Annotated in this window: 20 protein-coding genes and 1 pseudogene; 19 read left to right on the top strand and 2 right to left on the bottom strand. The window is 40.5% G+C overall.

Features of this window, described 5'->3' with window-relative positions; all coding sequences use genetic code 11:
• Positions 1-379 precede the first annotated feature (379 nt).
• The 15 genes from PLH43_RS03665 (at position 380) to hypE (ending at position 14,290) form a co-directional block, all read left to right on the top strand.
• The gene (locus PLH43_RS03665; protein WP_324360202.1) at positions 380-862 is read left to right on the top strand and encodes a GreA/GreB family elongation factor; all 483 of its coding nucleotides are present in this window, start codon (positions 380-382) and stop codon (positions 860-862) included.
• Positions 863-1,342: 480 nt separating this feature from the next.
• Positions 1,343-3,085, top strand: coding sequence for a methyl-accepting chemotaxis protein (locus tag PLH43_RS03670; protein WP_324360204.1), 1,743 nt, complete (start codon positions 1,343-1,345; stop codon positions 3,083-3,085).
• A 125-nt stretch (positions 3,086-3,210) separates the two neighbouring features.
• On the top strand, positions 3,211-3,369 hold the full coding sequence (locus PLH43_RS03675; RefSeq protein ID WP_324360206.1) for a hypothetical protein: 159 nt from the start codon (positions 3,211-3,213) through the stop codon (positions 3,367-3,369).
• Between the two features lie 320 nt (positions 3,370-3,689).
• On the top strand, positions 3,690-5,600 hold the full coding sequence (locus PLH43_RS03680; RefSeq protein WP_324360208.1) for a proton-conducting transporter membrane subunit: 1,911 nt from the start codon (positions 3,690-3,692) through the stop codon (positions 5,598-5,600).
• Positions 5,597-6,460, top strand: coding sequence for a complex I subunit 1 family protein (locus tag PLH43_RS03685; RefSeq protein WP_324360210.1), 864 nt, complete (start codon positions 5,597-5,599; stop codon positions 6,458-6,460). The genes PLH43_RS03680 and PLH43_RS03685 overlap by 4 nt, the downstream gene beginning before the upstream one ends.
• A 10-nt stretch (positions 6,461-6,470) precedes the next feature.
• Entirely contained in the window at positions 6,471-6,908 is a 438-nt protein-coding gene (locus PLH43_RS03690) for an NADH-quinone oxidoreductase subunit B family protein (protein ID WP_324360212.1), read from the top strand.
• A gap of 65 nt (positions 6,909-6,973) precedes the next feature.
• A complete protein-coding gene (locus tag PLH43_RS03695; protein ID WP_324360214.1) occupies positions 6,974-7,327 on the top strand; it encodes an NADH-quinone oxidoreductase subunit C in 354 nt (117 codons plus the stop codon).
• Positions 7,327-8,406, top strand: a complete 1,080-nt coding sequence (locus tag PLH43_RS03700) for a nickel-dependent hydrogenase large subunit (protein WP_324360268.1) — start codon at positions 7,327-7,329, stop codon at positions 8,404-8,406. The genes PLH43_RS03695 and PLH43_RS03700 overlap by 1 nt, the downstream gene beginning before the upstream one ends.
• A gap of 60 nt (positions 8,407-8,466) precedes the next feature.
• Positions 8,467-8,853, top strand: coding sequence for a 4Fe-4S dicluster domain-containing protein (locus PLH43_RS03705; protein ID WP_324360216.1), 387 nt, complete (start codon positions 8,467-8,469; stop codon positions 8,851-8,853).
• A complete protein-coding gene (locus PLH43_RS03710; protein WP_324360218.1) occupies positions 8,798-9,136 on the top strand; it encodes a hydrogenase maturation nickel metallochaperone HypA in 339 nt (112 codons plus the stop codon). Before PLH43_RS03705 ends, PLH43_RS03710 begins: the two co-directional genes overlap by 56 nt.
• A gap of 15 nt (positions 9,137-9,151) precedes the next feature.
• Entirely contained in the window at positions 9,152-9,805 is a 654-nt protein-coding gene (gene hypB, locus PLH43_RS03715) for a hydrogenase nickel incorporation protein HypB (protein WP_324360220.1), read from the top strand.
• Complete coding sequence (hypF, locus tag PLH43_RS03720; RefSeq protein ID WP_324360222.1) at positions 9,778-12,039, top strand: carbamoyltransferase HypF; 2,262 nt, start codon at positions 9,778-9,780, stop codon at positions 12,037-12,039. Before hypB ends, hypF begins: the two co-directional genes overlap by 28 nt.
• A gap of 5 nt (positions 12,040-12,044) precedes the next feature.
• Complete coding sequence (locus PLH43_RS03725; RefSeq protein WP_324360224.1) at positions 12,045-12,272, top strand: HypC/HybG/HupF family hydrogenase formation chaperone; 228 nt, start codon at positions 12,045-12,047, stop codon at positions 12,270-12,272.
• Positions 12,259-13,308 carry a hydrogenase formation protein HypD gene (gene hypD / locus PLH43_RS03730; protein WP_324360226.1) on the top strand — a complete coding sequence of 350 codons (1,050 nt, stop codon included), beginning with the start codon at positions 12,259-12,261 and terminating at the stop codon, positions 13,306-13,308. Before PLH43_RS03725 ends, hypD begins: the two co-directional genes overlap by 14 nt.
• A gap of 4 nt (positions 13,309-13,312) precedes the next feature.
• Entirely contained in the window at positions 13,313-14,290 is a 978-nt protein-coding gene (gene hypE, locus PLH43_RS03735) for a hydrogenase expression/formation protein HypE (protein ID WP_324360228.1), read from the top strand.
• Positions 14,291-14,427: 137 nt separating this feature from the next.
• Here hypE and PLH43_RS03740 read toward each other — a convergent pair whose 3' ends face one another.
• Positions 14,428-16,320 (bottom strand): carbohydrate-binding protein, encoded by a 1,893-nt coding sequence (locus PLH43_RS03740; RefSeq protein ID WP_324360230.1) that lies wholly within the window; start codon positions 16,318-16,320, stop codon positions 14,428-14,430.
• A gap of 273 nt (positions 16,321-16,593) precedes the next feature.
• Between PLH43_RS03740 and PLH43_RS03745 the strand changes: the two genes are divergently transcribed.
• From PLH43_RS03745 to PLH43_RS03760, 4 genes and pseudogenes are all read left to right on the top strand, one after another.
• Positions 16,594-17,244, top strand: a complete 651-nt coding sequence (locus PLH43_RS03745) for a superoxide dismutase (RefSeq protein ID WP_324360232.1) — start codon at positions 16,594-16,596, stop codon at positions 17,242-17,244.
• A 159-nt stretch (positions 17,245-17,403) separates the two neighbouring features.
• Positions 17,404-18,096, top strand: coding sequence for a LysM peptidoglycan-binding domain-containing protein (locus tag PLH43_RS03750; protein ID WP_324360234.1), 693 nt, complete (start codon positions 17,404-17,406; stop codon positions 18,094-18,096).
• A 44-nt stretch (positions 18,097-18,140) separates the two neighbouring features.
• Positions 18,141-18,647 (top strand): annotated as a pseudogene (locus tag PLH43_RS03755) (LysM peptidoglycan-binding domain-containing protein); the annotation flags it as partial.
• On the top strand, positions 18,648-19,001 hold the full coding sequence (locus PLH43_RS03760; protein ID WP_324360270.1) for a L,D-transpeptidase: 354 nt from the start codon (positions 18,648-18,650) through the stop codon (positions 18,999-19,001).
• Positions 19,002-19,118: 117 nt separating this feature from the next.
• On the opposite strand, the gene PLH43_RS03765 is transcribed toward PLH43_RS03760, so the two are convergent.
• Positions 19,119-20,384, bottom strand: a complete 1,266-nt coding sequence (locus tag PLH43_RS03765; protein ID WP_324360236.1) for a LysM peptidoglycan-binding domain-containing protein — start codon at positions 20,382-20,384, stop codon at positions 19,119-19,121.
• Positions 20,385-20,453 lie beyond the last annotated feature (69 nt).

Raw genomic sequence — 20,453 nt, forward strand, 5'->3', positions numbered from 1 at the left:
TATCATATTTTGCTCTATTTGTTTATATTTTCTAGCTTTTTGTGGGACAATCATAGAGTATATTAAATTAATTTTATCATAAATAAATTTGTCAGTCCATATCTTTTTACAGCAGCAATATCCAGCCGTATATATATTATTTGGAATCTGCATGGATTAGTACCGTTTGCAAGATTCATGGCATTGTCATTAAATTCAATACCATCCATTTAACTGGCAAAAAGCAATTTAATGTAAATGGGATACATTCTTGACACACATTTACATTTATGTTATCATATATAATGTAGGCGTTCTGCAATTTTAATTGCGGGATGCCTCATTCTATTATTTGGAGTTTTTCCATTTAATAACACTATTTTGTTAAAGGGAGATGAAAATGTATAATAATTTATTGTCCAGGGAAATGTATGACTATTTATTATGGCATGTAAGCGAAATGGAAAAGGAAAGAGACATACTTTTAAATGAACACTATGTCGAAGAAACCAAGGAAAGTATTAATTTTCAGGAGTTTTTCAATAATTACCTGGAGCAGATTAATAATTACCTAAGTACTGTATGTGTTGATAAAAACGGGTCTAACGTTTGTCCTTTTGTAATAATAGACAGCATTGTTGAAGTATATGACTCCGAAGAAGAGGAAAAATGCCGGTATCGTATTGTGCTCCCTTTTTCAAAGCAATATGATACTTCCATTGATTGTGCTTCATGTCTTTCTCCTTTAGGCAAGTCCCTGCTTTTAAAGAATGTAAATGACAATGTCAGCGTGCAGATTCCCACGGGCGTATTGCACTATACAATATTGGACATTACTCTTCCCGATATGAAGTTGTCAATGTTAAGTGATTCAACAGCATAAACCGATATCACACTTTGAAATGGAGCGCAAAGCTCCATTTTTTATTATGTATCCTAAAATATCCAGAATTAATATCATAAAAATATATTAAACCTATATACTATTTTGTCGAAAGTATAAAGGTAAGGCAATGACACTAAAATACATAAATACATATTCACACTAAAATCTTATAATAATGAAATTAAAGTAAAGAAATTAAAGTACGAATCGAAACTTAAAAAGCATATCATATTGGTTTTCTATTGATTTTCCTCTATTTTCTTGCAATTGAATAGACAATCAATATCAAATCGTACTTTTAACTCCTGCAAAGACGAGTTCTATTACTTTTTAGTGGTCTATCAGGCAAAAAACGAACCCGTCATCATAAGGAAACTAATTTAAAAACAACATATCATCAAACCAATCATGAAAGTGTGAAGCTAAACGTCACACTCGTTTTAAAGCATCCCAATATTCTAAGGAGGAACAAACACTATGACTTGGTTCTATAATCTGAAGATTTCTGCCAAACTAATGATTGGATTTATCATCGTCGCAATAATCGCCGGAGCTGTGGGTATTATTGGAATATCCTATATAAAATCCATCAGCGATGCCGATACTTACTTATACTCCAACTACACCGTTCAATTGGGGCAAATCGCCAAGATAACAGACAACTATCAAAAAATCAGGGTCAATATAAACAAAATAGTATCCACTACCGACTTAGAACAGATTAAAAATTATTCAACTGGAATTGATGAATTTGATTCAATACTTATTGAAAATTTGAATGCGTTTGAGCAAAGCCTCGACAGAGAAAATCCGGAAGAATACTATGATGAATTTGAAAATTTAAACAATTTGATAGTAAGCTCATTTGAGCCTTTGGTAGATGAAATACTCGGTTCCTATAGAATCGGCAGAATAGGCGAAGCAAAAGCCGCTATCGCTTCAAAAGCACCCAGCGTTGACAGTTCGATTCAATCTTCTCTGAAAATTTTGCACGATACATTAATTGAGCTTGCAAAACAAACGGCTATGACAAATAACACAAAGGCCAGCGTAGCAATAATAACAATGATATCACTGGTTGCCGGAAGTATAATTCTGGCATTGATACTGGGTTTTTTAATTTCAAATGTTATCAGCAAGCCGATAAAAGAAGTAGCTGATGCCTCAAGCAGGCTGGCTGTTGGAGATATAAATGTGAATGTAGAAGCAAAAACCAGAGATGAGATAGGCAATTTAATGAAGTCCTTTAGCGATATGATAGAGAGTATTCGGGATCAAGCATTAGCAATTGAAAAAATTGCCGCCGGTGACCTCACAGTAGATGTTAAGGTCCGGTCTAAAAACGATTTACTTGGAAAAAAACTCAATGAGTTAATTGACTCCACCAATGAAATCATGTCAAATATAAACTTTGCATCGGATCAAGTTGCCTTAGGGTCAAGACAGATATCACTGTCAAGTCAGGCACTCGCACAAGGTTCTACAGAACAGGCCGGTTCCATAGAGGAAATAACCTCTTCTATGACCGAAGTAGCGACCCAAACAAAGCAAAATGCAGAAAAAGCAAACCAGGCAAACGAAATAGCCATGTCTGCAAAGCAAAACGCCGAAGAGGGTAACAGGCATATGCAGGAAATGGTTCGCGCAATGGCTGAAATCAACGTTTCTTCAGCAAACGTCTCGAATATTATAAAAGTAATTGATGACATAGCCTTTCAGACCAACATACTTGCACTAAATGCTGCCGTTGAAGCCGCCAGGGCAGGCCAGCACGGCAAAGGCTTTGCCGTTGTTGCCGAAGAAGTCAGAAACCTTGCTGCAAGAAGTTCTAAAGCAGCCAAAGAAACCACCGAGTTGATAGAAAGTTCTATTAAGAAGTCGGAAGCAGGAACAAAAACTGCAAACAACACGGCTGATGCATTAAACAAAATTGTTGACGGTATTTCCAAAGCAGCCTTTATCGTCTCTGATATTGCCCATGCATCAAATGAACAGGCCACAAACATATCTCAGATAAATCAGGCTATAGAACAGGTTGCACAAGTTGTTCAGACAAACTCGGCAACCTCCGAAGAAAGCGCTGCAGCCAGCGAAGAACTCTCAAACCAGGCAGATTTATTAAAGGAGTCCATAAGCCGCTTCAAGCTGAAAATGTCAAAGGACATAAGTATTATTGACAATATCATAGATCAGGAAATCGAAAAAATGATAGAAAATTAAACAATGGTCCATAATCAAATTATCCCGAAAAAGCAAATAAAAAACATTGCACATATTTATTTTAAATGTGCAAAAGATAAATAGTGCAGTGTCGGATAATTTGAAAAAAGGAGGACTTGTTTTCCGTGAATAAAAAAATGAGAGACAAGAATGTAGTAAAAGAAGGAGTAAAGGACCCAGCTTTTTATAACGATCAAATCGACAGCAATAATGAACCCGTGAGAGCATCAATGCAAAAGGATAAGGACAAAGGAAAAAATTGCAAATGCCAAAACGGGCTGTAGAATAAAAAACCACCTCTGTCACGGGGTGGTTTTTCATTGTTTGGAATTAAAGTATTTGTATCCCAATAAGACGTAATAATAACTAAATCACATATCGGATGACATTAAACCAAATATCTTAATTAAATCTCCAATAATCGGCTTATTACTTCCGAAATCGTTATTTTCTCTTTTGCAAACCTAAATTTGATATGTTATAATAATTTGTCACTTGTGTAATGCCCATAGCGGCTATGGACACAAATATTTGTAATTTTTAGTTTCTTGTAACACAATTGAAATAAAAAGCTATAAGTCATTATCTTGTGTAAGGTGATAATATGAATTCGATTTTTATATTGGTATTGTTTCCCCTATTGGCATCTGTTGCTGTTTTACTAGTCAGACAGGATGCTTTTAGAAATATAATAGTAAGGATTTGTGCGTTAACTACCGGCATATTGACATTATTTGTTGTATGTCGGTATTTTAAGGATGGAATAGCCTTGTCCTTTGAAAACAGAAGTGCCATAGATACGGTTATAGCTTTTGTTGAGGTCTTTATTGCCGCATATATAATATTTGCAGGTATAAAGAATAAAAAGTATATTGTATCGATTTTTGCCGCTTTACAGACTGCTCTAATGCTGTGGTTTGAATTTACGCAAAAACACGGCATCGATGTTCATTCGGATATAGTTTTCGACAGGCTTTCTGCCGTTATGGTTTTAATAGTCGGATGTATCGGAAGCCTTATACTGATATACACTGTGGGATATATGAAATGGTATCACATACATCACGAAGAATATAAAGAAAGAAAGAGCTTCTTTTTTTCGGTAATTTTCCTCTTTCTGTTTGCAATGTTCGGGTTGATTTTAAGCAACAACCTGACCTGGATGTTTTTTTGCTGGGAGCTTACCACCTTCTGCTCTTATCTTCTTATCGGCTATACCAAGACCACCGATGCAGTGAACAATTCCTTCCGTGCATTGGCAATCAACCTCGGCGGCGGTCTTGCATTTGCATTGGCAATGGTATATATCGGAATGAACTTTAAAACCCTCGAGCTTTCGGTATTGACAGCCATGAAACCGGAATTGGCGGTTCTTATCCCTGTTTTCCTGCTCTGTATTGCAGCCCTTACAAAGTCTGCACAGATGCCCTTTTCCTCTTGGCTTCTTGGTGCAATGGTAGCACCAACTCCATCATCGGCACTGTTGCACTCGGCAACGATGGTAAAGGCAGGGGTATACCTTTTGATAAGACTTGCACCGTTGCTTTCAGGAACTTCCGTAGGGAAAGTGATTACTCTGTTGGGGGCTGTCACATTCCTTGTAAGCTCCATTATTGCAATATCCAAAAGTGATGCAAAGAAAATTCTGGCTTACTCAACTATATCGAATCTAGGGCTTATAGTTACCTGTGCAGGTATTGGGACACAGGAATCGCTGTGGGCAGCAATACTGCTTTTGATATTCCACTCCATCTCCAAATCCCTTCTGTTCCTGACTGCCGGTTCTGTTGAACACCAGATAGGAAGCAGGAATGTAGAGGATATGGATATTCTGATGCAGGTATCAAGAAGGCTTTCGGGATATATGATTGTTGGAATTGCGGGAATGTTCCTTGCTCCCTTTGGCATGCTCATATCCAAATGGGTTGCCATGAAGGCCTTTATTGATTCCAAAAATATACTCACAGTTATTATTTTAGCGTATGGCAGCGCCATAACACTGTTTTACTGGACAAAATGGATGGGAAAGCTTGTATCCAATGCCAACCGGAAAGACCACGTGAAGCATACTTTTCATATAGATGAAGAAATCCCCATTTTCATCCATGCAATCCTTGTTGTGCTGTCCTGCTTTACGTTTCCGCTTATATCCGAATATGTACTCGTACCGTATCTGTCGGGTCTATTTGGTCCAAGTGTGTTAATGCCCATCGGCACAAGTGATGTGAACATTATGCTTATTATGCTCAGTATGCTGTTGATACTGCCGATAAGCTTTATTCCAATATACAAAAGTGATCGGCGCAGAATTGTTCCTGTTTATATGGCCGGGGAAAATACCGGCGACAACGAGAGCTTCTACGGTGCTTTGCATACAAAACGTAAGGTTAAGCTCCACAACTGGTATATGGAAAGCTTTTTCGAAGTGAAAAAACTGGCCTTTTGGAGCAATATAGTGTGTGTCGCCATAATATTAGTGGGAGTAGTGCTTTTAATAGGAGGAATCGCCAAATGAAGTTGGTTTTGAATATCATTGTGATTATTGTCTTGGCTCCATTGGCCGGAGGGCTATTGACCGGTGTTGACAGAGTAATATCGGCAAGAATGCAAGGAAGAAAAGGCCCATCGGTTTTACAGCCTTTTTACGATGTGTTAAAGCTTTTTCAGAAGGAATCCATTGAAGTTAACACCATGCACCGCTTTTTTGTCTATATATCACTGATATTTGTTATCTTCACCACAGTTATCATGCTTTTGGGAGGGGACATACTGCTCGCTTTGTTTGCATTGACCTTAGGTTCCATATTCTTCGTCCTGGGCGGTTATGCTTCGAATTCCCCGTACAGCACCATTGGTTCGGAAAGGGAGCTTCTTCAAATGATGGCCTTTGAACCTATGATTCTGCTTACAGCCATTGGACTGTATTATGGAGACAAAAGCTTTTTTATAAAGGATATAATTGCGGCCAATGTTCCTTCTATTGTTTATCTGCCGGGAGTTTTTTTAGGCCTTTTATATATATTGACTTTCAAGCTTAGAAAATCACCTTTTGATTTAAGTATGTCACATCATGGGCACCAGGAAATTGTGCAAGGCATAACAACCGAGTATTCGGGAAAAGATCTGGCAATAATACAAATAACCCACTGGTACGAAACAATAATTGCCTTGGCTCTTGTGTACTTGTTTTTTGCCTTCAAGTCGCCCTTTAGCCACATTATCGCAATTTTTGCCTGCATTATCGCATACCTTCTGGAAATTGTCGTAGATAATGCATTTGCCCGTGTCAAATGGCAGCATGCGCTTAAATCAACCTGGGTTGTAACAGGAGTTTTGGCATCAGTAAACTTGGTTATTTTATCATTTTTTAGGTAAGGGTGAAAATATGAATTTTAGCAAAAAATCACCATGGATTTTGCATTATGACGGTTCCAGCTGCAACGGCTGTGATATAGAGGTATTGGCGTGTCTTACTCCACTGTATGATGTAGAACGCTTTGGAGTAATAAACACCGGCAATCCCAAACATGCAGATATTTTACTGATAACAGGCAGTATTAACGAGCAAAATAAATCTGTAGTAAAACAGCTCTATGAGCAAATGGCGGACCCAAAGGTTGTTGTAGCCGTCGGAATATGCGCCGCAACAGGCGGTATTTTTTCCGAATGCTACAATGTTCTCGGAGGTGTCGACAGGATTATTCCTGTGGATGTCTATGTACCGGGCTGTGCGGCACGCCCCGAGGCAATAATTGATGGAGTTGTAAAAGCCTTGGACATATTGGCAGAAAGACAAAAATACGCACGAAAAAAAGATAAATAAGAGTATAATAAAAGGGTATAAATAATTATTACGTAGGAAGTTTTAAAGAAAGAAAGTGATTTAAAATGCTTCAGCAAACAATTAATACAATATCCCCTGGCGAGCTTTTGGCATATGCATTAAGGCTCAAAAATTCAAATTACCGTTTGGTGGCGATTTCCTCCACCAAAGTGGAAAACGGCATAGAAATGAGTTATTCCTTTGACAGCGGCGAGGATTTTGTAAATTTAAGAATAATTGCCGAACCCGGGGATGAAATAGAAAGTATCAGCAGTATTTACCCTTATTCGTTCCTATATGAAAATGAAATCAAGGAGCTTTTCGGGGTGAATATAACGGGTATTAATCCGGATTACAAGGATAAACTCTATAGGATATCCGTAAAGACACCGTTTAACATGAAAGAGGGTGATAAATGATGGGTAAAAAAACGGTAATCCCCTTCGGCCCTCAACACCCGGTTTTGCCGGAGCCCATACATTTGGACCTTGTGCTTGAGGATGAAACAGTAGTAGAGGCAATACCCTCTATTGGATATATACATCGCGGTCTTGAAAAGCTGGTGGAAAAAAAGGATTATCAGCAGTATACCTATGTGGCGGAAAGAATTTGCGGCATTTGCTCGTTCATGCACGGCATGGGTTACTGTATGTCCATTGAGAGCATAATGGGAGTACAAGTCCCCGAAAGAGCGGAATTCTTACGAACCATCTGGGCAGAGCTTTCCCGTATACACAGCCATATGCTGTGGTTGGGGCTATTGGCTGACGCTCTCGGATTTGAAAGCCTGTTTATGCACTCGTGGAGGCTCAGGGAGCAAATCCTAGATATATTCGAGGAAACCACCGGAGGAAGAGTAATATTCTCCGTCTGTGATATTGGCGGTGTAAGAAAAGATATAGGTTCGGAAATGCTCAAAAAAATCGGTTCGATATTGGACGGTTTTGAAAAGGAATATTCTGAAATTACAAAGGTATTTTTGAATGATTCATCCGTAATACTTCGCACCCAAGGACTTGGTGTGCTCTCAAAGCAGGCTGCTTTTGAACTGGGCGCAGTAGGTCCTATGGCAAGAGCCAGCGGTATCGATATTGATATGAGAAAAAGCGGGTATGCAGCATACGGTAAACTCAAAATTGACCCAATTCTTGAAACCGCCGGAGATTGCTATGCAAGAACATCGGTCAGAATCAGAGAGGTTTTCCAATCCATTGACTTGATTCGTCAGTGCATAGCCCTGATTCCTGAAGGTGATATTAAGGTAAAGGTTGTGGGAAATCCCAACGGTGAATATTTCACCCGTTTGGAGCAGCCTCGCGGAGAAGTTTTATATTATGTAAAGGCAAACGGAACAAAGTTTTTAGACAGAATCAGAGTCCGTACTCCAACCTTTGCAAATATTCCGGCTCTGTTGGAGACTCTAAAAGGCTGTCAGCTTGCTGACGTTCCCGTATTGATTCTAACCATTGACCCTTGCATAAGCTGTACAGAAAGATGATGCACAGGATGGCCGTAAATTTGGATAAATAAAATGGTTTTAAATAGGATGGTGTAAACTATGTCTTTCTTTACAATGGCAAAGACGCTTATAAAAAGTATATTTCACGGACCATATACAGTCCAGTATCCTCTGGAAAAAAAGGGCCCCTTCCCTGCTTCAAGGGGCAGAATAGAAATTAAAATAGAGGACTGTATATTCTGCGGACTGTGTGCAAGACGCTGCCCAACCGGCGCCATTAATGTTGACAAAACAGAATCCCGATGGAGCATAAACCGTCTTCGCTGTATACAATGCAGTTATTGCAGCGAGGTTTGCCCTAAAAAGTGCCTTAAGATGGATAGCACATACACTGCTCCGTCATTTGAAAACGTAGAGGATGAATATAAAAATGCACGAGTACCCGATAACAAAGAGAATAATCGAAATATCGCAGGAGCATGCTAATAAATATAATGCCAAAGAAGTAAAGCAAATCAACTTGGTGGTGGGTGATTATTCCGGCTACGTGGCCAGCTCCATAGAACTGTATTTTGGAATTATTGCAGAGGGAACCTTGTGTGAGAATGCAAAGCTCAATATCAAACGGGTAAAACCGATGCTTAAATGCAATGAATGCGGCATTCTCTTTGAGAGAAAGCCTTTTTCCTTCGAGTGTCCCTCCTGTGGCGGCCAAGGAAGCCCAACCAAGATAGGACACGAATTTTTTATAGAATCGATAGAAATTTGATGGGGAGTTTTGGAAATGTCAGAAAATAGAGAAATTGAAGTAATGCAGTCAGTCTATGACAAAAATGATGAAGTGGCATCTCAAATAAATAAGTCTCTAACAAAGAGGGGCATCTACGCTGTCAATGTTATGGGTTCACCGGGTGCAGGCAAGACCTCCACATTGATTCAAATAATTAAAAGGCTTGACGGTATTACCCCCTATGTCATTGAAGGCGATATTGAATCGGATTTTGACACTAAAACCCTTCTTTCACTGGGAGTTAAGACCATACAGATAAACACAGGAGGAGCCTGTCATTTGGATTCACCGTTAATTGGCAAGGCTGTGGATGACTTAAACCTTGAAAAGGGGATTTTATTTATAGAGAATATCGGCAACCTCGTCTGCCCTGCGGAATTTATGATTGGAGAGCATGCAAAAATGCTGATTTCCACTGTAACCGAAGGCAGCGACAAGCCCTACAAATATCCCCTTGCTTTTGAAAAGGCGGATATCATTATTTTAAACAAGTGTGACCTTTTGCCCTATGTCGACTTCGATGAAAACTTCTTTCTTGAGGGTGTCAGGGCATTAAACAAAACAGCCCCCGTAATAAAAGTATCCTGCAAGACAGGCGAGGGCTTTGATGAAGTGATGCTATGGATAACCGAGAAAGCAAAAAAGTAACAAAGAAAATAACAGTTTCAGGTATAGTTCAGGGGGTCGGTTTCAGACCCTTTGTCTATAATATTGCAAAAAAACATGGAATACCAGGCACCGTAAGAAATATCGGGGGTTTGGTGGAAATAATATTGCAGTCCTCTGAGGAAAAATATAATGATTTTTTGAAGGACTTGAAAGAAAATCCGCCTTACGGATCTAAAATAATTAATATTGAGACGGAAGATATAAAAGAACGGGAATTTAGAGGATTTAGAATCATCGAGAGCAGGGATGATGAGGAAATCTCCATAATTCCGCCGGACCTTCCCGTATGCGAAAGCTGTGAAAGGGAGCTGTTTAGTGAGGCCAACAGGCGTTTTCTAAATCCCTTTATCAACTGTATGTCCTGCGGAGCCCGTTATACCATTATAGAAGAGCTTCCCTATGACAGGCACAATACCACCATGAGAGATTTTGACATGTGCCCCTCCTGCCGGGAAGAATACACATCCCCCAAAAACAGGCGTTTTCACGCCCAGACCATATCCTGCTACGACTGCGGACCTTATTTAATTTTCAACAATCTTACCGATGACAATGAACTTACTGAAAATGATGCCTTTGAAGAAGCAGCAAAAATCATAGAGTCCGGCGGAATAATTGCAGTAAAAGGTATAGGTGGCTATCATTTTGCCTGTTCTCCGTTTAAGGAAGATACCGTTTTGAAGCTTAGAGAACTGAAGGGACGTGAGGCAAAGCCTTTTGCAATAATGTTCGAATCGGTGGACTCAATACGCCAGTACTGCATTGTGTCCGAAAAAGAAGAAGGACTTTTAAAGTCAAACGCAAGACCCATTGTTTTGCTGTATTTAAAAAACGGCTCCATGGCCCCTTCCGCTTGCCAAGGCAGCATATACTGCGGAGCTTTTTTACCCTACACCCCGCTTCAAATGCTGCTTATCAAAAGGTGCGGACCTTTAATTATGACAAGCGCCAATATATCCAACAAGCCTATAATAAAGGACGATCAAGAAATGTTGTCGTTAAAATCTCCCTTGCTAAACGGGGTTTTATACAATAAACGAAGAATCGTACGCTCTGTCGACGACTCAGTGGCCAAGGTTGTGGACAGCACCCCGCAGCTCGTTCGAAGAAGCCGCGGCTATGTCCCCTACCCTGTTTTTTGTCCAAACGATAAAAAGGAACTGCAAATTTTTGCGGCGGGAGGCGATTTAAAAGCTTCTTTCTGCCTTTATAAAAACGGAAATGCAGTAATGTCCCAATACTTTGGTGATTTGGAGGAACGGACAGTTCTGGAGAGGTACAAAGCCTCAGTCAAGGATCTATGTCATCTGTTAAAAATCACTCCCGATATTGCAGTTTGCGATATGCATCCCAACTATTATTCGGCCAAATTTGCCCAAAGCCTGGACATTCCGCTGATATACGTCCAGCATCATCATGCGCATATTGCATCGGTTATGGCAGAGCATCATTTAGAAGGACAGGTTATCGGTGTTGCCTTTGACGGAACGGGGTATGGTACCGACGGGCAAATATGGGGCGGTGAATTTTTAATCTGTGAAGGAGCAGAGTTTAAACGTGCGGCCCATCTTCGTTACACACCGGTTTTGGGCGGTGATGCCTCCATGCGCGATGCAGCAAAAACCGCTGTTTGCTTTTTAATAAGCTCGGGTCTTGACCAATATATAAAGGACGAGCGTAAAAATATAATAAAGGCTGCTTTGAAGAATAATATCAATACCGTACTCACCTCAAGTATGGGAAGACTGTTCGATGCAGTTTCATCCCTTTTGGGAATCCGGCATGAAAACCGTTATGAGGGAGAATGTGCGGCAATGCTGGAAAAAGAGGCTGTTTTGGCATTAAGGAAAGGAATAGAGCCTAAAAAGATAGCCTTTGAAATCAATCAAAAAAGTGATTTAATAGAAATAGACCCAAAACCGGTATTGGAATCCCTATGCCATCATAGATACAGTGCTGGCATAGATTCTCTTGCCCTGGGTTTTCATTATGCCGTTGCGGATATAATATTAAAGGTATGTGAGATAATACGTAAAGAGCAGAATATTAATACAATCGCCCTAAGCGGCGGCGTATTTCAAAATACTGTACTGATGGAACGAGTGCTTAAGCTTTTGAGGGATAAATACTTTAATGTTTACTACAATGTGTCCGTCCCGCCCAATGACGGTTCGATTGGCCTGGGACAGACCTTTATTGGATTGGAGAGGTGATAAACATGTGTGTTGCAGTACCCGGTAAAATAGTGGAAATTAATGGAGATACAGCAAAAGTCTATATCCTCGGAAATATTTGCGAAACAAACATTAAGCTGGTTTCGGCTAAAATTGGGGATTATGTGCTTATTCATGCGGGCTGCGCCATTGAGGTTCTTAAAAAGGATATGGCTGAAGAAATATTGTCGCTTTTTAATGACCTTGAGGAGGAGCAAAATGAAGACTCTTGAGACTATAAAGAAAGAGCTGAAAGAGTATGACGGCAAGAATATTAAAATAATGGAGGTCTGCGGCACCCACACTTCCAGCATTTTTAAAAACGGAATCCGAAGTCTCCTATCCCCCCGTATACAGCTTATTTCGGGTCCGGGCTGTCCTGTGTGTGTAACAGCATCATCTTATATCGACAGGCTCGTAGAATATTCTTTAAAGGACAATCATTGTGTTTTGACTTTCGGTGACATGATGAAGGTAAAGGGAAGCAAACTCACCCTTACTGAAGCAAAGGCAATGGGGGGAAATGTAAAAATCCTCTATTCTCCCCTTGGTGCAATCAAGGCTGCAATGAAAAACCCCGATACCCAATTTGTTTTTGCTGCAGTGGGATTTGAGACCACCATTCCCATTTATGCACTGCTTATTGAAGAGATAATCAAGAATAATATAAAAAACCTAAGGATTATGACATCGCTTAAGACCATTATTCCTGCGATTTCATATATTTGTGTAAACGAGAAAAAAATAGATGCTTTTCTCTGTCCCGGTCATGTCAGTGTTATTATCGGCTCCTCGGTTTACAGCGAAATGGCGTCAAAGTACCGTAAGCCTTTTGTAATAGGCGGATTTGAGGGCGGGCATATTATAGCTGCAGTTTATGAAATTGTCCGTCAAATTTCAAACAACGAATACAGTATGAAAAATATGTATCAAAGCGCAGTAAGTTCCGAAGGAAATGAAAAAGCAAAAGCTTTGATTTATAAATATTTTGAAGCTGCAGACGATTACTGGCGGGGAATCGGAATAATAGAAGGTTCAGGTCTGAGACTTAAGGCCGAATACAAGGACTTTGATGCGGGAAGCACAAGCTCCGAGGATGTTGATATCACCCCCGCAGGCTGTAAATGTACTGATGTTATATTGGGAAGAATAGCTCCCGTGGAATGCCCTCTGTTTGGCAAGGCCTGTACTCCGTTAAATGCAGTTGGAGCGTGCATGGTTTCTTCCGAGGGTGCCTGCGGAATCTGGTACAGAAATTGTGAGGTGTAGAGAAATGAAAATAAATATGTCCCACGGCAGCGGCGGAAAGCAAACGGGAGATTTAATAAACCAAATATTCTTAAAGCATTTTGACAACCACATATTAAACAAGCTTGAAGATGCGGCGGTGCTGGATATAAAAGGTAAAATTGCCTATACCACCGATTCCTTTGTCGTAACTCCTCTGTTTTTTAGCGGCGGGGATATCGGAAAACTTGCCGTATGCGGCACAGTAAATGATATTTGCATGATGGGGGCCATTCCCAAATACCTTACCGCAGGCTTTATTATTGAGGAAGGCGCGGAAATTGAGACCATCGACAAAATTGCCCTTTCAATGAAGCTTGCGGCAGAAGAAGCCGGGGTCAAAATAGTCGCAGGAGATACTAAAGTAATTGAAGGCCGTGGCGGCATTTATATAAACACGTCTGGTATCGGTGAAATAGCTAAAAGCGGCATCAGTATTTCCAATTGCCAAAAAGGCGATGCCATAATACTTTCAGGTAGCTTGGGAGACCACCATGCCGCAATAATGTCGGAGCGAATGGAGATAGAAAACAACATAAAAAGTGACTGTGCTCCACTTGTCTCAATTGTTAAAAGCCTAATTGAAAGCAATATAGAAGTTCATTGCATGCGGGATGTGACCCGGGGCGGGCTTGCGACAGTACTCAACGAAATATCTTCTGCCTCATCCTGCGGCGTTGAGATATACGAGGCTTTCCTTCCCATCAGCGATGAAGTCAGAGGACTTTGTAATATTCTTGGACTCGACCCTCTTTATATGGCAAATGAAGGGAAAATGATAGCCGTTGTGCCCGAAAGCCAGGCCGAAACAGCTCTTCATGCGGTTAGAAGGAGCAAGTACGGTGAAAACGCCCAAATCATAGGCCGCATTGTGGACGGAAGCGGAGTTACAATGATTACAACTCTTCAGGGAAGCAGGATATTGGATGTTTTATACGGTGAAGGACTTCCCCGCATTTGTTAAGAACATAATGCAAAAGCTCCGGCAGACACTTAAGATTCTTACCGGAGCTTTTAATGTTTGGGAGATTTAATTATGAAGATTTATTTATGAAGATTTATTGGCAAAGTTTTAATTATAGTAGACAGAATAATTCAGGCTTATGACTCTACAGGGAATTTATCAATATACTTGAGTAAATATCTCTTTAGAATATTGTAGTCGGTTGAATTTATCTTTCCGTCTCCATTTAAATCCGCAGATTTTTCACCTGCCGGTATGGTTTTAATTAAATTTAAAATATATCTTGACATGATTGTAGAATCGGTGGAATTAACCTGTCCGTCACCATTGAGGTCGCCGTACTTGAAAGTTGGCGTCTGTTCCATTGCAAAGGTAAACCAGTCAACGTTTACAGCTCCTCCAAACACCAAATACACATCATGTTTTCCCGTTACATTATTAATACTGCAGCTTTGCTCTTGATAAGCATTAAAGCCTCCCGTCGCAGTCACTTGCAATGTACCTGCAAGAGTACCCGTCGGACTGTCGAGCCGTATTTCTATTTTCGGAGTACCGGTAGTTGAAGCCATTATTTTAAATGTGTTTGCACCGTTTCCGAAGTTTACATTCTTATATACCATGTAGTCTCCATTTTCAATATATCCCAAACCACTTCCGCCGTTTGCACCCACTACTTGTACAGTGGTAGAATTGGTAGCGTCATAGCTTTCTGTTTCGATCTTCGAAAAAGCATTTCTCTCAACCGGTGTTTCCGGTTCGCTTGTACCTGCGCCTACAAAGGTTGTAACGCTTTGGGGTTCCAAAGTAACCTGGAAGGTGGTTCCGCTTGCATTTATAGCTGATTCCTTCCTGAGATTCTTCGAACTTGTAGTAACATATCTATCCCACTTGCGAATGCTGGTTCCCGGAACAGATATATTGATTGTCTTGGCCTCAGTGCTTTTATTTATAACTACTGCCACAACACTGTTGTCCTTTTTGTTTTTGTAAGCAGATAAATATACGTTGTATGTAGGATTTTTTGTTGCGTCAACCCTTACATATCCAGGGCGGACAAATTTCGAGTAATGAGCCATCATATAACCGCGCTTGCTTATAGTGCCATCCTCTTTCATAGGTCCGTAGGATCTTCTGATATACCACCAAACATATGCCTGGAAATTTCCCTCTACCAAAGCATTGTGCATATTATACGCAACCTCTATTGCCTCAGGCCAGCGGTCTGCCGAATTGCTGTCGCTGTTCGGGACATAAACCTCAGTCATCCAGAGCTCTTTTCCTGCTCCTTTTTGCTGGAATAGAGGATAAGGCATATTGTTTACAGTCGTACCGTAGAAATGTGCACCGAGTATATCCATATTTGCAAGAGCCTGCGGATCGTTTAATATTGGGTCCGACATATTTTTAAGATACTGGAATGACTCCGGCGCCATAACCCTGCAGTTGATCGATCCGGCATAGTCTTTCATAAAGCGAAGCATTTCCTGAGGAGTCCACCATGTCCACTCATGAGCATAGTCAGGCTCGTTCTGGACTGAAATCGCATACAAATCCACACCATTACTCTTCATGTATGCAACAAAATCGTTAAGATGCTGGGCATATGCTCCATACTTATCGTATTTAAGTCTTTTTTGATTTGGTACGCCGTTACGAGTAAAGGTCTCCACCATATCACTTGGAGGATTCCATGGAGAAGCGAAAACTATTGCTCCATGCTCAATCGCTCTTTTAGCGGTTGCCAATTCTTTTGACCAGTTATTCCTGTTCTCATCCACATGAATTCTTAAAATGGTAAAGCCCAACTGTCCTTCCCCGTTTCCGAAAGCTGTATCCCTCTGTGCGGCCGTCAAGTCGGAAATCCAAACGGGATGGTTCATTCCTCCGAAGCCTCGGATTACTTGTTTTTCTGATGTCAAATTAATTGTTGCAGTTTCTGCCGCATCTACTGTTATTCCAAAGCAAAAGAGTTGGGTAAAAAGAACAAATAAAACAGTAGAAAATAGCAGCAATTTTCTTAACTTAGACATACTATTCCCCCCCATATTTTGCACATTCAATTCCCCCCATATTTTTAATTAAACACCCCTTATAAATTAATTTTGCTGTTCATGTTACCTATACGAACGCAGTTTTCATTTTAAGTTCGGAATTTTAAAAATTAATATAGAAATTCTTAATAAACTTTAATAAATAAAAATGGAAAATACATAACTGGGGAGTATAAAACTATTTTTACACCAACCGATGCTCAAAAGAATAATATAGCATTGTGAACTACTTTACCGGAGGCGATTTATACAATGCAATATGCAATAATGTCCGTAGCACCCGGACAGCATCGGTTGCCACCTCTGCCCTACCCTTACAATGCATTGGAGCCTGTAATCAGTGCAGAGGCTTTAAGAATTCATCACGACATGCACCACAAGGCTTACGTCGACGGCCTGAACAGGGCGGAAATCAGCCTGGTGGAAGCGCGGAAAAATAATGATTTCAAATATATAAAATACTGGGAAAATCAGCTGGCCTTCAATGGCTCAGGACATATTCTCCACAGTATATTCTGGACTGTCATGGCGCCTTTGGGAACAGGAGGGCAGCCCGGCATACACACTACAAGCCAGATAAACAGCTATTTCGGAAGCTTCAACGCCTTCAGGGAGCAATTCAAAAGCGCCACTGAAAATGTGGAAGCATCAGGTTGGGGAATCTTGACCTGGCAGCCGACATGGAGACGGCTTGAGATTTTGCAGGCAGAAAAGCATCAGAATTTGACCCAGTGGAGCGGAATCCCGATTCTTGTATGTGATGTCTGGGAACACGCCTATTACCTGGATTACCAAAACAGGCGAAAGGAATATATAGACCGGTGGTGGAATTTAATCAACTGGCATGAGGTTGAAAGACGGCTTCTTCTTGCAATGAACGGCCAGGTACCCCTTACTCTATAGTTAACAATTCCCGGTTCATTTAATCCATAAAAAGTCAGAAGAGCAGTTTCTTCTGGCTTTCTTTTTGACCTCTCGGCGTGAAATAAAGGAGTCGAAAGTAACACAATTTACATAAATAAATATACTGTAATATCAGTTTATTTATTGGGGTGATGTTTTATGTTCTCATACTATCAAAGGCAGTGTCCCGCAGGTTCGGTTCCTTATACGATAAGAGCCGGGGACACTTTGGCCGCTATAGCAAGAACATATGGAACCACTGTTCAAAATATTATTAATGCAAACCCGGGCATTGACCCCTATTATTTAAGAGTTGGTCAAGAGATATGTGTTCCGTTAACCGTACAAATATATCCTTCATGTCCGACAACAAACTATTATGTGGTAATGCCGGAAGATACCATCGATTCAATAGCAGCTTACTTTAATATAACTCCCCAGCAGCTCTTGTATTCAAACTACGGTATTGATCCTAACGATTTATATGTGGATCAAATTTTATGTATACCAGTTGCCCCTTCACCGGTCATTGTCAATGTCAATGTGGCACAACGAACTCTTACAGTATACCGCAACGGAAGCCTCTACAGAACCTACAGGATAGCTTTGGAAAATCCTGCATCGCCCATCCCGAGGGGAACATTTACAGTTTTAAACAAACAAGTTGATCCCGGAATTGAGATGGGAGCAAGGTGGATAGGTCTGTCTGAAGCAGGCTTTGGAATACATGGTACAAACACACCGGAATTTATTGATGTTGTCTCAACCGGAAACAATATAGTCATGTCCAACCGGGACATAAGCGAGCTGTTCAATCTTGTGCCTGTGGGAACAACCGTAACCGTATCATGATTTCAATTTATTGCAACTTTAATCAAAAGGGGTGAAATAAAAAAATGTATCCGTATTTTAATCGTCAATGCCCTGTTGGCACCACATCCTATACTGTACGTGCGGGAGACAGCCTTTATCTTATTGCAGGCAAATTCAATACCACAGTACAGGCAATTATCGCCATAAATCCAGGCATTGATCCGGAAAGGCTGTACATAGGCCAAGTAATTTGCGTACCCCAGGTACAACCCCAATGTCCTATCGGTACATCTCCTTATGAAATAAAAAGTGGAGATACCCTCTTTAGCATAGCCGCAAAGTTCAATACCACTGTTGGAGATATACTGAATTCCAATCCCGGCATTGTACCCGAAAAACTTTATGTAGGACAGACAATTTGCATCCCCCAGCCAAAATCGGAAAATCCCGGCTGTCCTACGATGAACTATTATGTTGTCCGCAGCGGAGACAACTTGTCAATTATATCAAGAATATTCAATGTGACAGTGCCGCAGTTAATAAACGCAAATCCCGGATTAAATCCCAATATACTTTATGTAGGACAGGTAATATGCATACCTGTAGCTCCATCCCCCGTACAAATTATAATAAGTATAGCAGCCAAAACCCTGTCACTGTACCGGGAAGGAAGATTAATAAAATCATATCCTGTGGCAATAGGCAAACCAACAACACCCACTCCCCTGGGAACATTTACAATAATAAACAAACAGGTTAATCCCGGAGGACCGTTCGGAACACGATGGATGGGACTGTCGGAGCCCCACTATGGCATTCACGGTACCAACAATCCGGCTTCCATAGGAACAGCTGCATCCAACGGGTGTATTAGAATGTACAATGACGATGTCAATGAGCTCTTCAACCAGGTACCGGTCGGTACAGTGGTAACCATCTACTAAGTAAACGCAAAGTAATATATTTGACTCCAATGAAAAGAAAAAAGGCAGGCTATTATTAATGTAACCTGCCTTAAAACTTTAAACCAAATCATCTCCTATTATATAACGCTGAACCCATTATTGCATCCCTGCCGATATTTTTATGCACTCTTGATGATTGGTATCCACTTTGCCGTCCTTATGCCTTGTACTGTTGTAAAAATGTATGTCAAAATGCCCGTCAATGCCATTGCCTTTAATATAATCATAATTTATACCTGCACCGTAATCTCCGCTTCTCCACGATGTCCAAACTCCGGCGGCAGCACTGTCATTTCCCGCATGGGGCATTGCCGTCATACTGGCAGCGATTTTTCTTCCGTTATATTTGATTATCACAGGTCTTCTTACCCAACTAAAGCCTCCCCATATTTCCTTCATAATGTTGGTGTCCTTTACGGTAAGAGTTTCGCAGTCGGCATGGTTTGAACCGGTTGTGCGCTTTGCAAAAAAGGATTTTCCGGTATAGAAATCCACCACTTCAAAAGTAGTTCCCCTTGGAATTACATACTGCGCCTCCGTCCACCAATCCAGAAGCTCCCCGTATTTTTCACCGGGAGTACTCTTTACAGGTACATTATGCACCGGAATTTTTAATTTTTGACCAATATTAAGCACCGTCGAAGAATTGATGTTATTTACTTCCATCAACTCATATGCAGAAATCCCAAACTTTTCAGCAACACTCCACGAGCTGTCGCCTTTTTGAACCGTATAGCTGGTATAAGTAATATACGGACCGCTTGACGAATTGCTTTGGCTGTTGTTTGGATTTTGAGCTTGCGTTTCCGGAGGCTTAGCTTGTGAAGTACCGGATACAGGTATTTTTATTACCTGGCCTATGTCAAGGTAGCTTTTATCATTGGCACCGTTTAATTTTAACAGCTCGGTAAAATTTACGTTGAATTTCTGGCTCACGGTCCAATAGGTATCACCCTTTTGCACAGTATAAAGAGTATTTTTTATTGTACTTGGCAAAATCACCTTGTCCCCTATACGAAGCATGGAATTTTCATTGGCATTGTTTAAAGACAGAAGCTCACGAAAATTAATTCCATATTTCTGGCTAATATTCCAATAAGTATCCCCGGACTGGACTATGTGCACCAATTGGTCATTAAATGGAAGTATTATTGTCTGTCCCGGATATAATACCGTATTCTCATTGGCATTGTTCGCTTTCAAAAGACTGGTTGTAGAAATATTATATTTCTGGCCTATCTTCCAGAATGTATCACCCGATTGTACTTTGTAATCAACATTCTCTGCAAAAGCAAATCCCGCACTTCCTGTTATGATACCTAAGCTTAAAGCCCCACAAATTATAGTTTTCTTAAATCCCATTTCATTAAATCCCCCTTGTCGCTGTATAGTTTGCTCTATGAATGCTTCTTAGGTTTACATAAAAAAGAA

The sequence above is a fragment of the Acetivibrio sp. genome, from assembly GCF_035371925.1.
GTDB lineage: Bacteria > Bacillota > Clostridia > Acetivibrionales > Acetivibrionaceae > Hungateiclostridium.

Excerpts from the sequence above, each read along its gene's own strand:
- PLH43_RS03710 (WP_324360218.1), top strand. The coding sequence starts at position 8,798 with ATGCACGAGTACCCGATAACAAAGAGAATAATCGAAATATCGCAGGAG.
- PLH43_RS03750 (WP_324360234.1), top strand. The coding sequence starts at position 17,404 with ATGTTCTCATACTATCAAAGGCAGTGTCCCGCAGGTTCGGTTCCTTAT.
- PLH43_RS03725 (WP_324360224.1), top strand. The coding sequence starts at position 12,045 with ATGTGTGTTGCAGTACCCGGTAAAATAGTGGAAATTAATGGAGATACA.
- hypD (WP_324360226.1), top strand. The coding sequence starts at position 12,259 with ATGAAGACTCTTGAGACTATAAAGAAAGAGCTGAAAGAGTATGACGGC.
- PLH43_RS03705 (WP_324360216.1), top strand. The coding sequence starts at position 8,467 with ATGTCTTTCTTTACAATGGCAAAGACGCTTATAAAAAGTATATTTCAC.
- hypB (WP_324360220.1), top strand. The coding sequence starts at position 9,152 with ATGTCAGAAAATAGAGAAATTGAAGTAATGCAGTCAGTCTATGACAAA.
- PLH43_RS03700 (WP_324360268.1), top strand. The coding sequence starts at position 7,327 with ATGGGTAAAAAAACGGTAATCCCCTTCGGCCCTCAACACCCGGTTTTG.
- PLH43_RS03685 (WP_324360210.1), top strand. The coding sequence starts at position 5,597 with ATGAAGTTGGTTTTGAATATCATTGTGATTATTGTCTTGGCTCCATTG.
- PLH43_RS03670 (WP_324360204.1), top strand. The coding sequence starts at position 1,343 with ATGACTTGGTTCTATAATCTGAAGATTTCTGCCAAACTAATGATTGGA.
- PLH43_RS03765 (WP_324360236.1), bottom strand. The coding sequence starts at position 20,384 with ATGGGATTTAAGAAAACTATAATTTGTGGGGCTTTAAGCTTAGGTATC.
- hypE (WP_324360228.1), top strand. The coding sequence starts at position 13,313 with ATGAAAATAAATATGTCCCACGGCAGCGGCGGAAAGCAAACGGGAGAT.
- PLH43_RS03690 (WP_324360212.1), top strand. The coding sequence starts at position 6,471 with ATGAATTTTAGCAAAAAATCACCATGGATTTTGCATTATGACGGTTCC.
- PLH43_RS03665 (WP_324360202.1), top strand. The coding sequence starts at position 380 with ATGTATAATAATTTATTGTCCAGGGAAATGTATGACTATTTATTATGG.
- PLH43_RS03680 (WP_324360208.1), top strand. The coding sequence starts at position 3,690 with ATGAATTCGATTTTTATATTGGTATTGTTTCCCCTATTGGCATCTGTT.
- PLH43_RS03745 (WP_324360232.1), top strand. The coding sequence starts at position 16,594 with ATGCAATATGCAATAATGTCCGTAGCACCCGGACAGCATCGGTTGCCA.
- PLH43_RS03695 (WP_324360214.1), top strand. The coding sequence starts at position 6,974 with ATGCTTCAGCAAACAATTAATACAATATCCCCTGGCGAGCTTTTGGCA.
- PLH43_RS03740 (WP_324360230.1), bottom strand. The coding sequence starts at position 16,320 with ATGTCTAAGTTAAGAAAATTGCTGCTATTTTCTACTGTTTTATTTGTT.
- hypF (WP_324360222.1), top strand. The coding sequence starts at position 9,778 with ATGGATAACCGAGAAAGCAAAAAAGTAACAAAGAAAATAACAGTTTCA.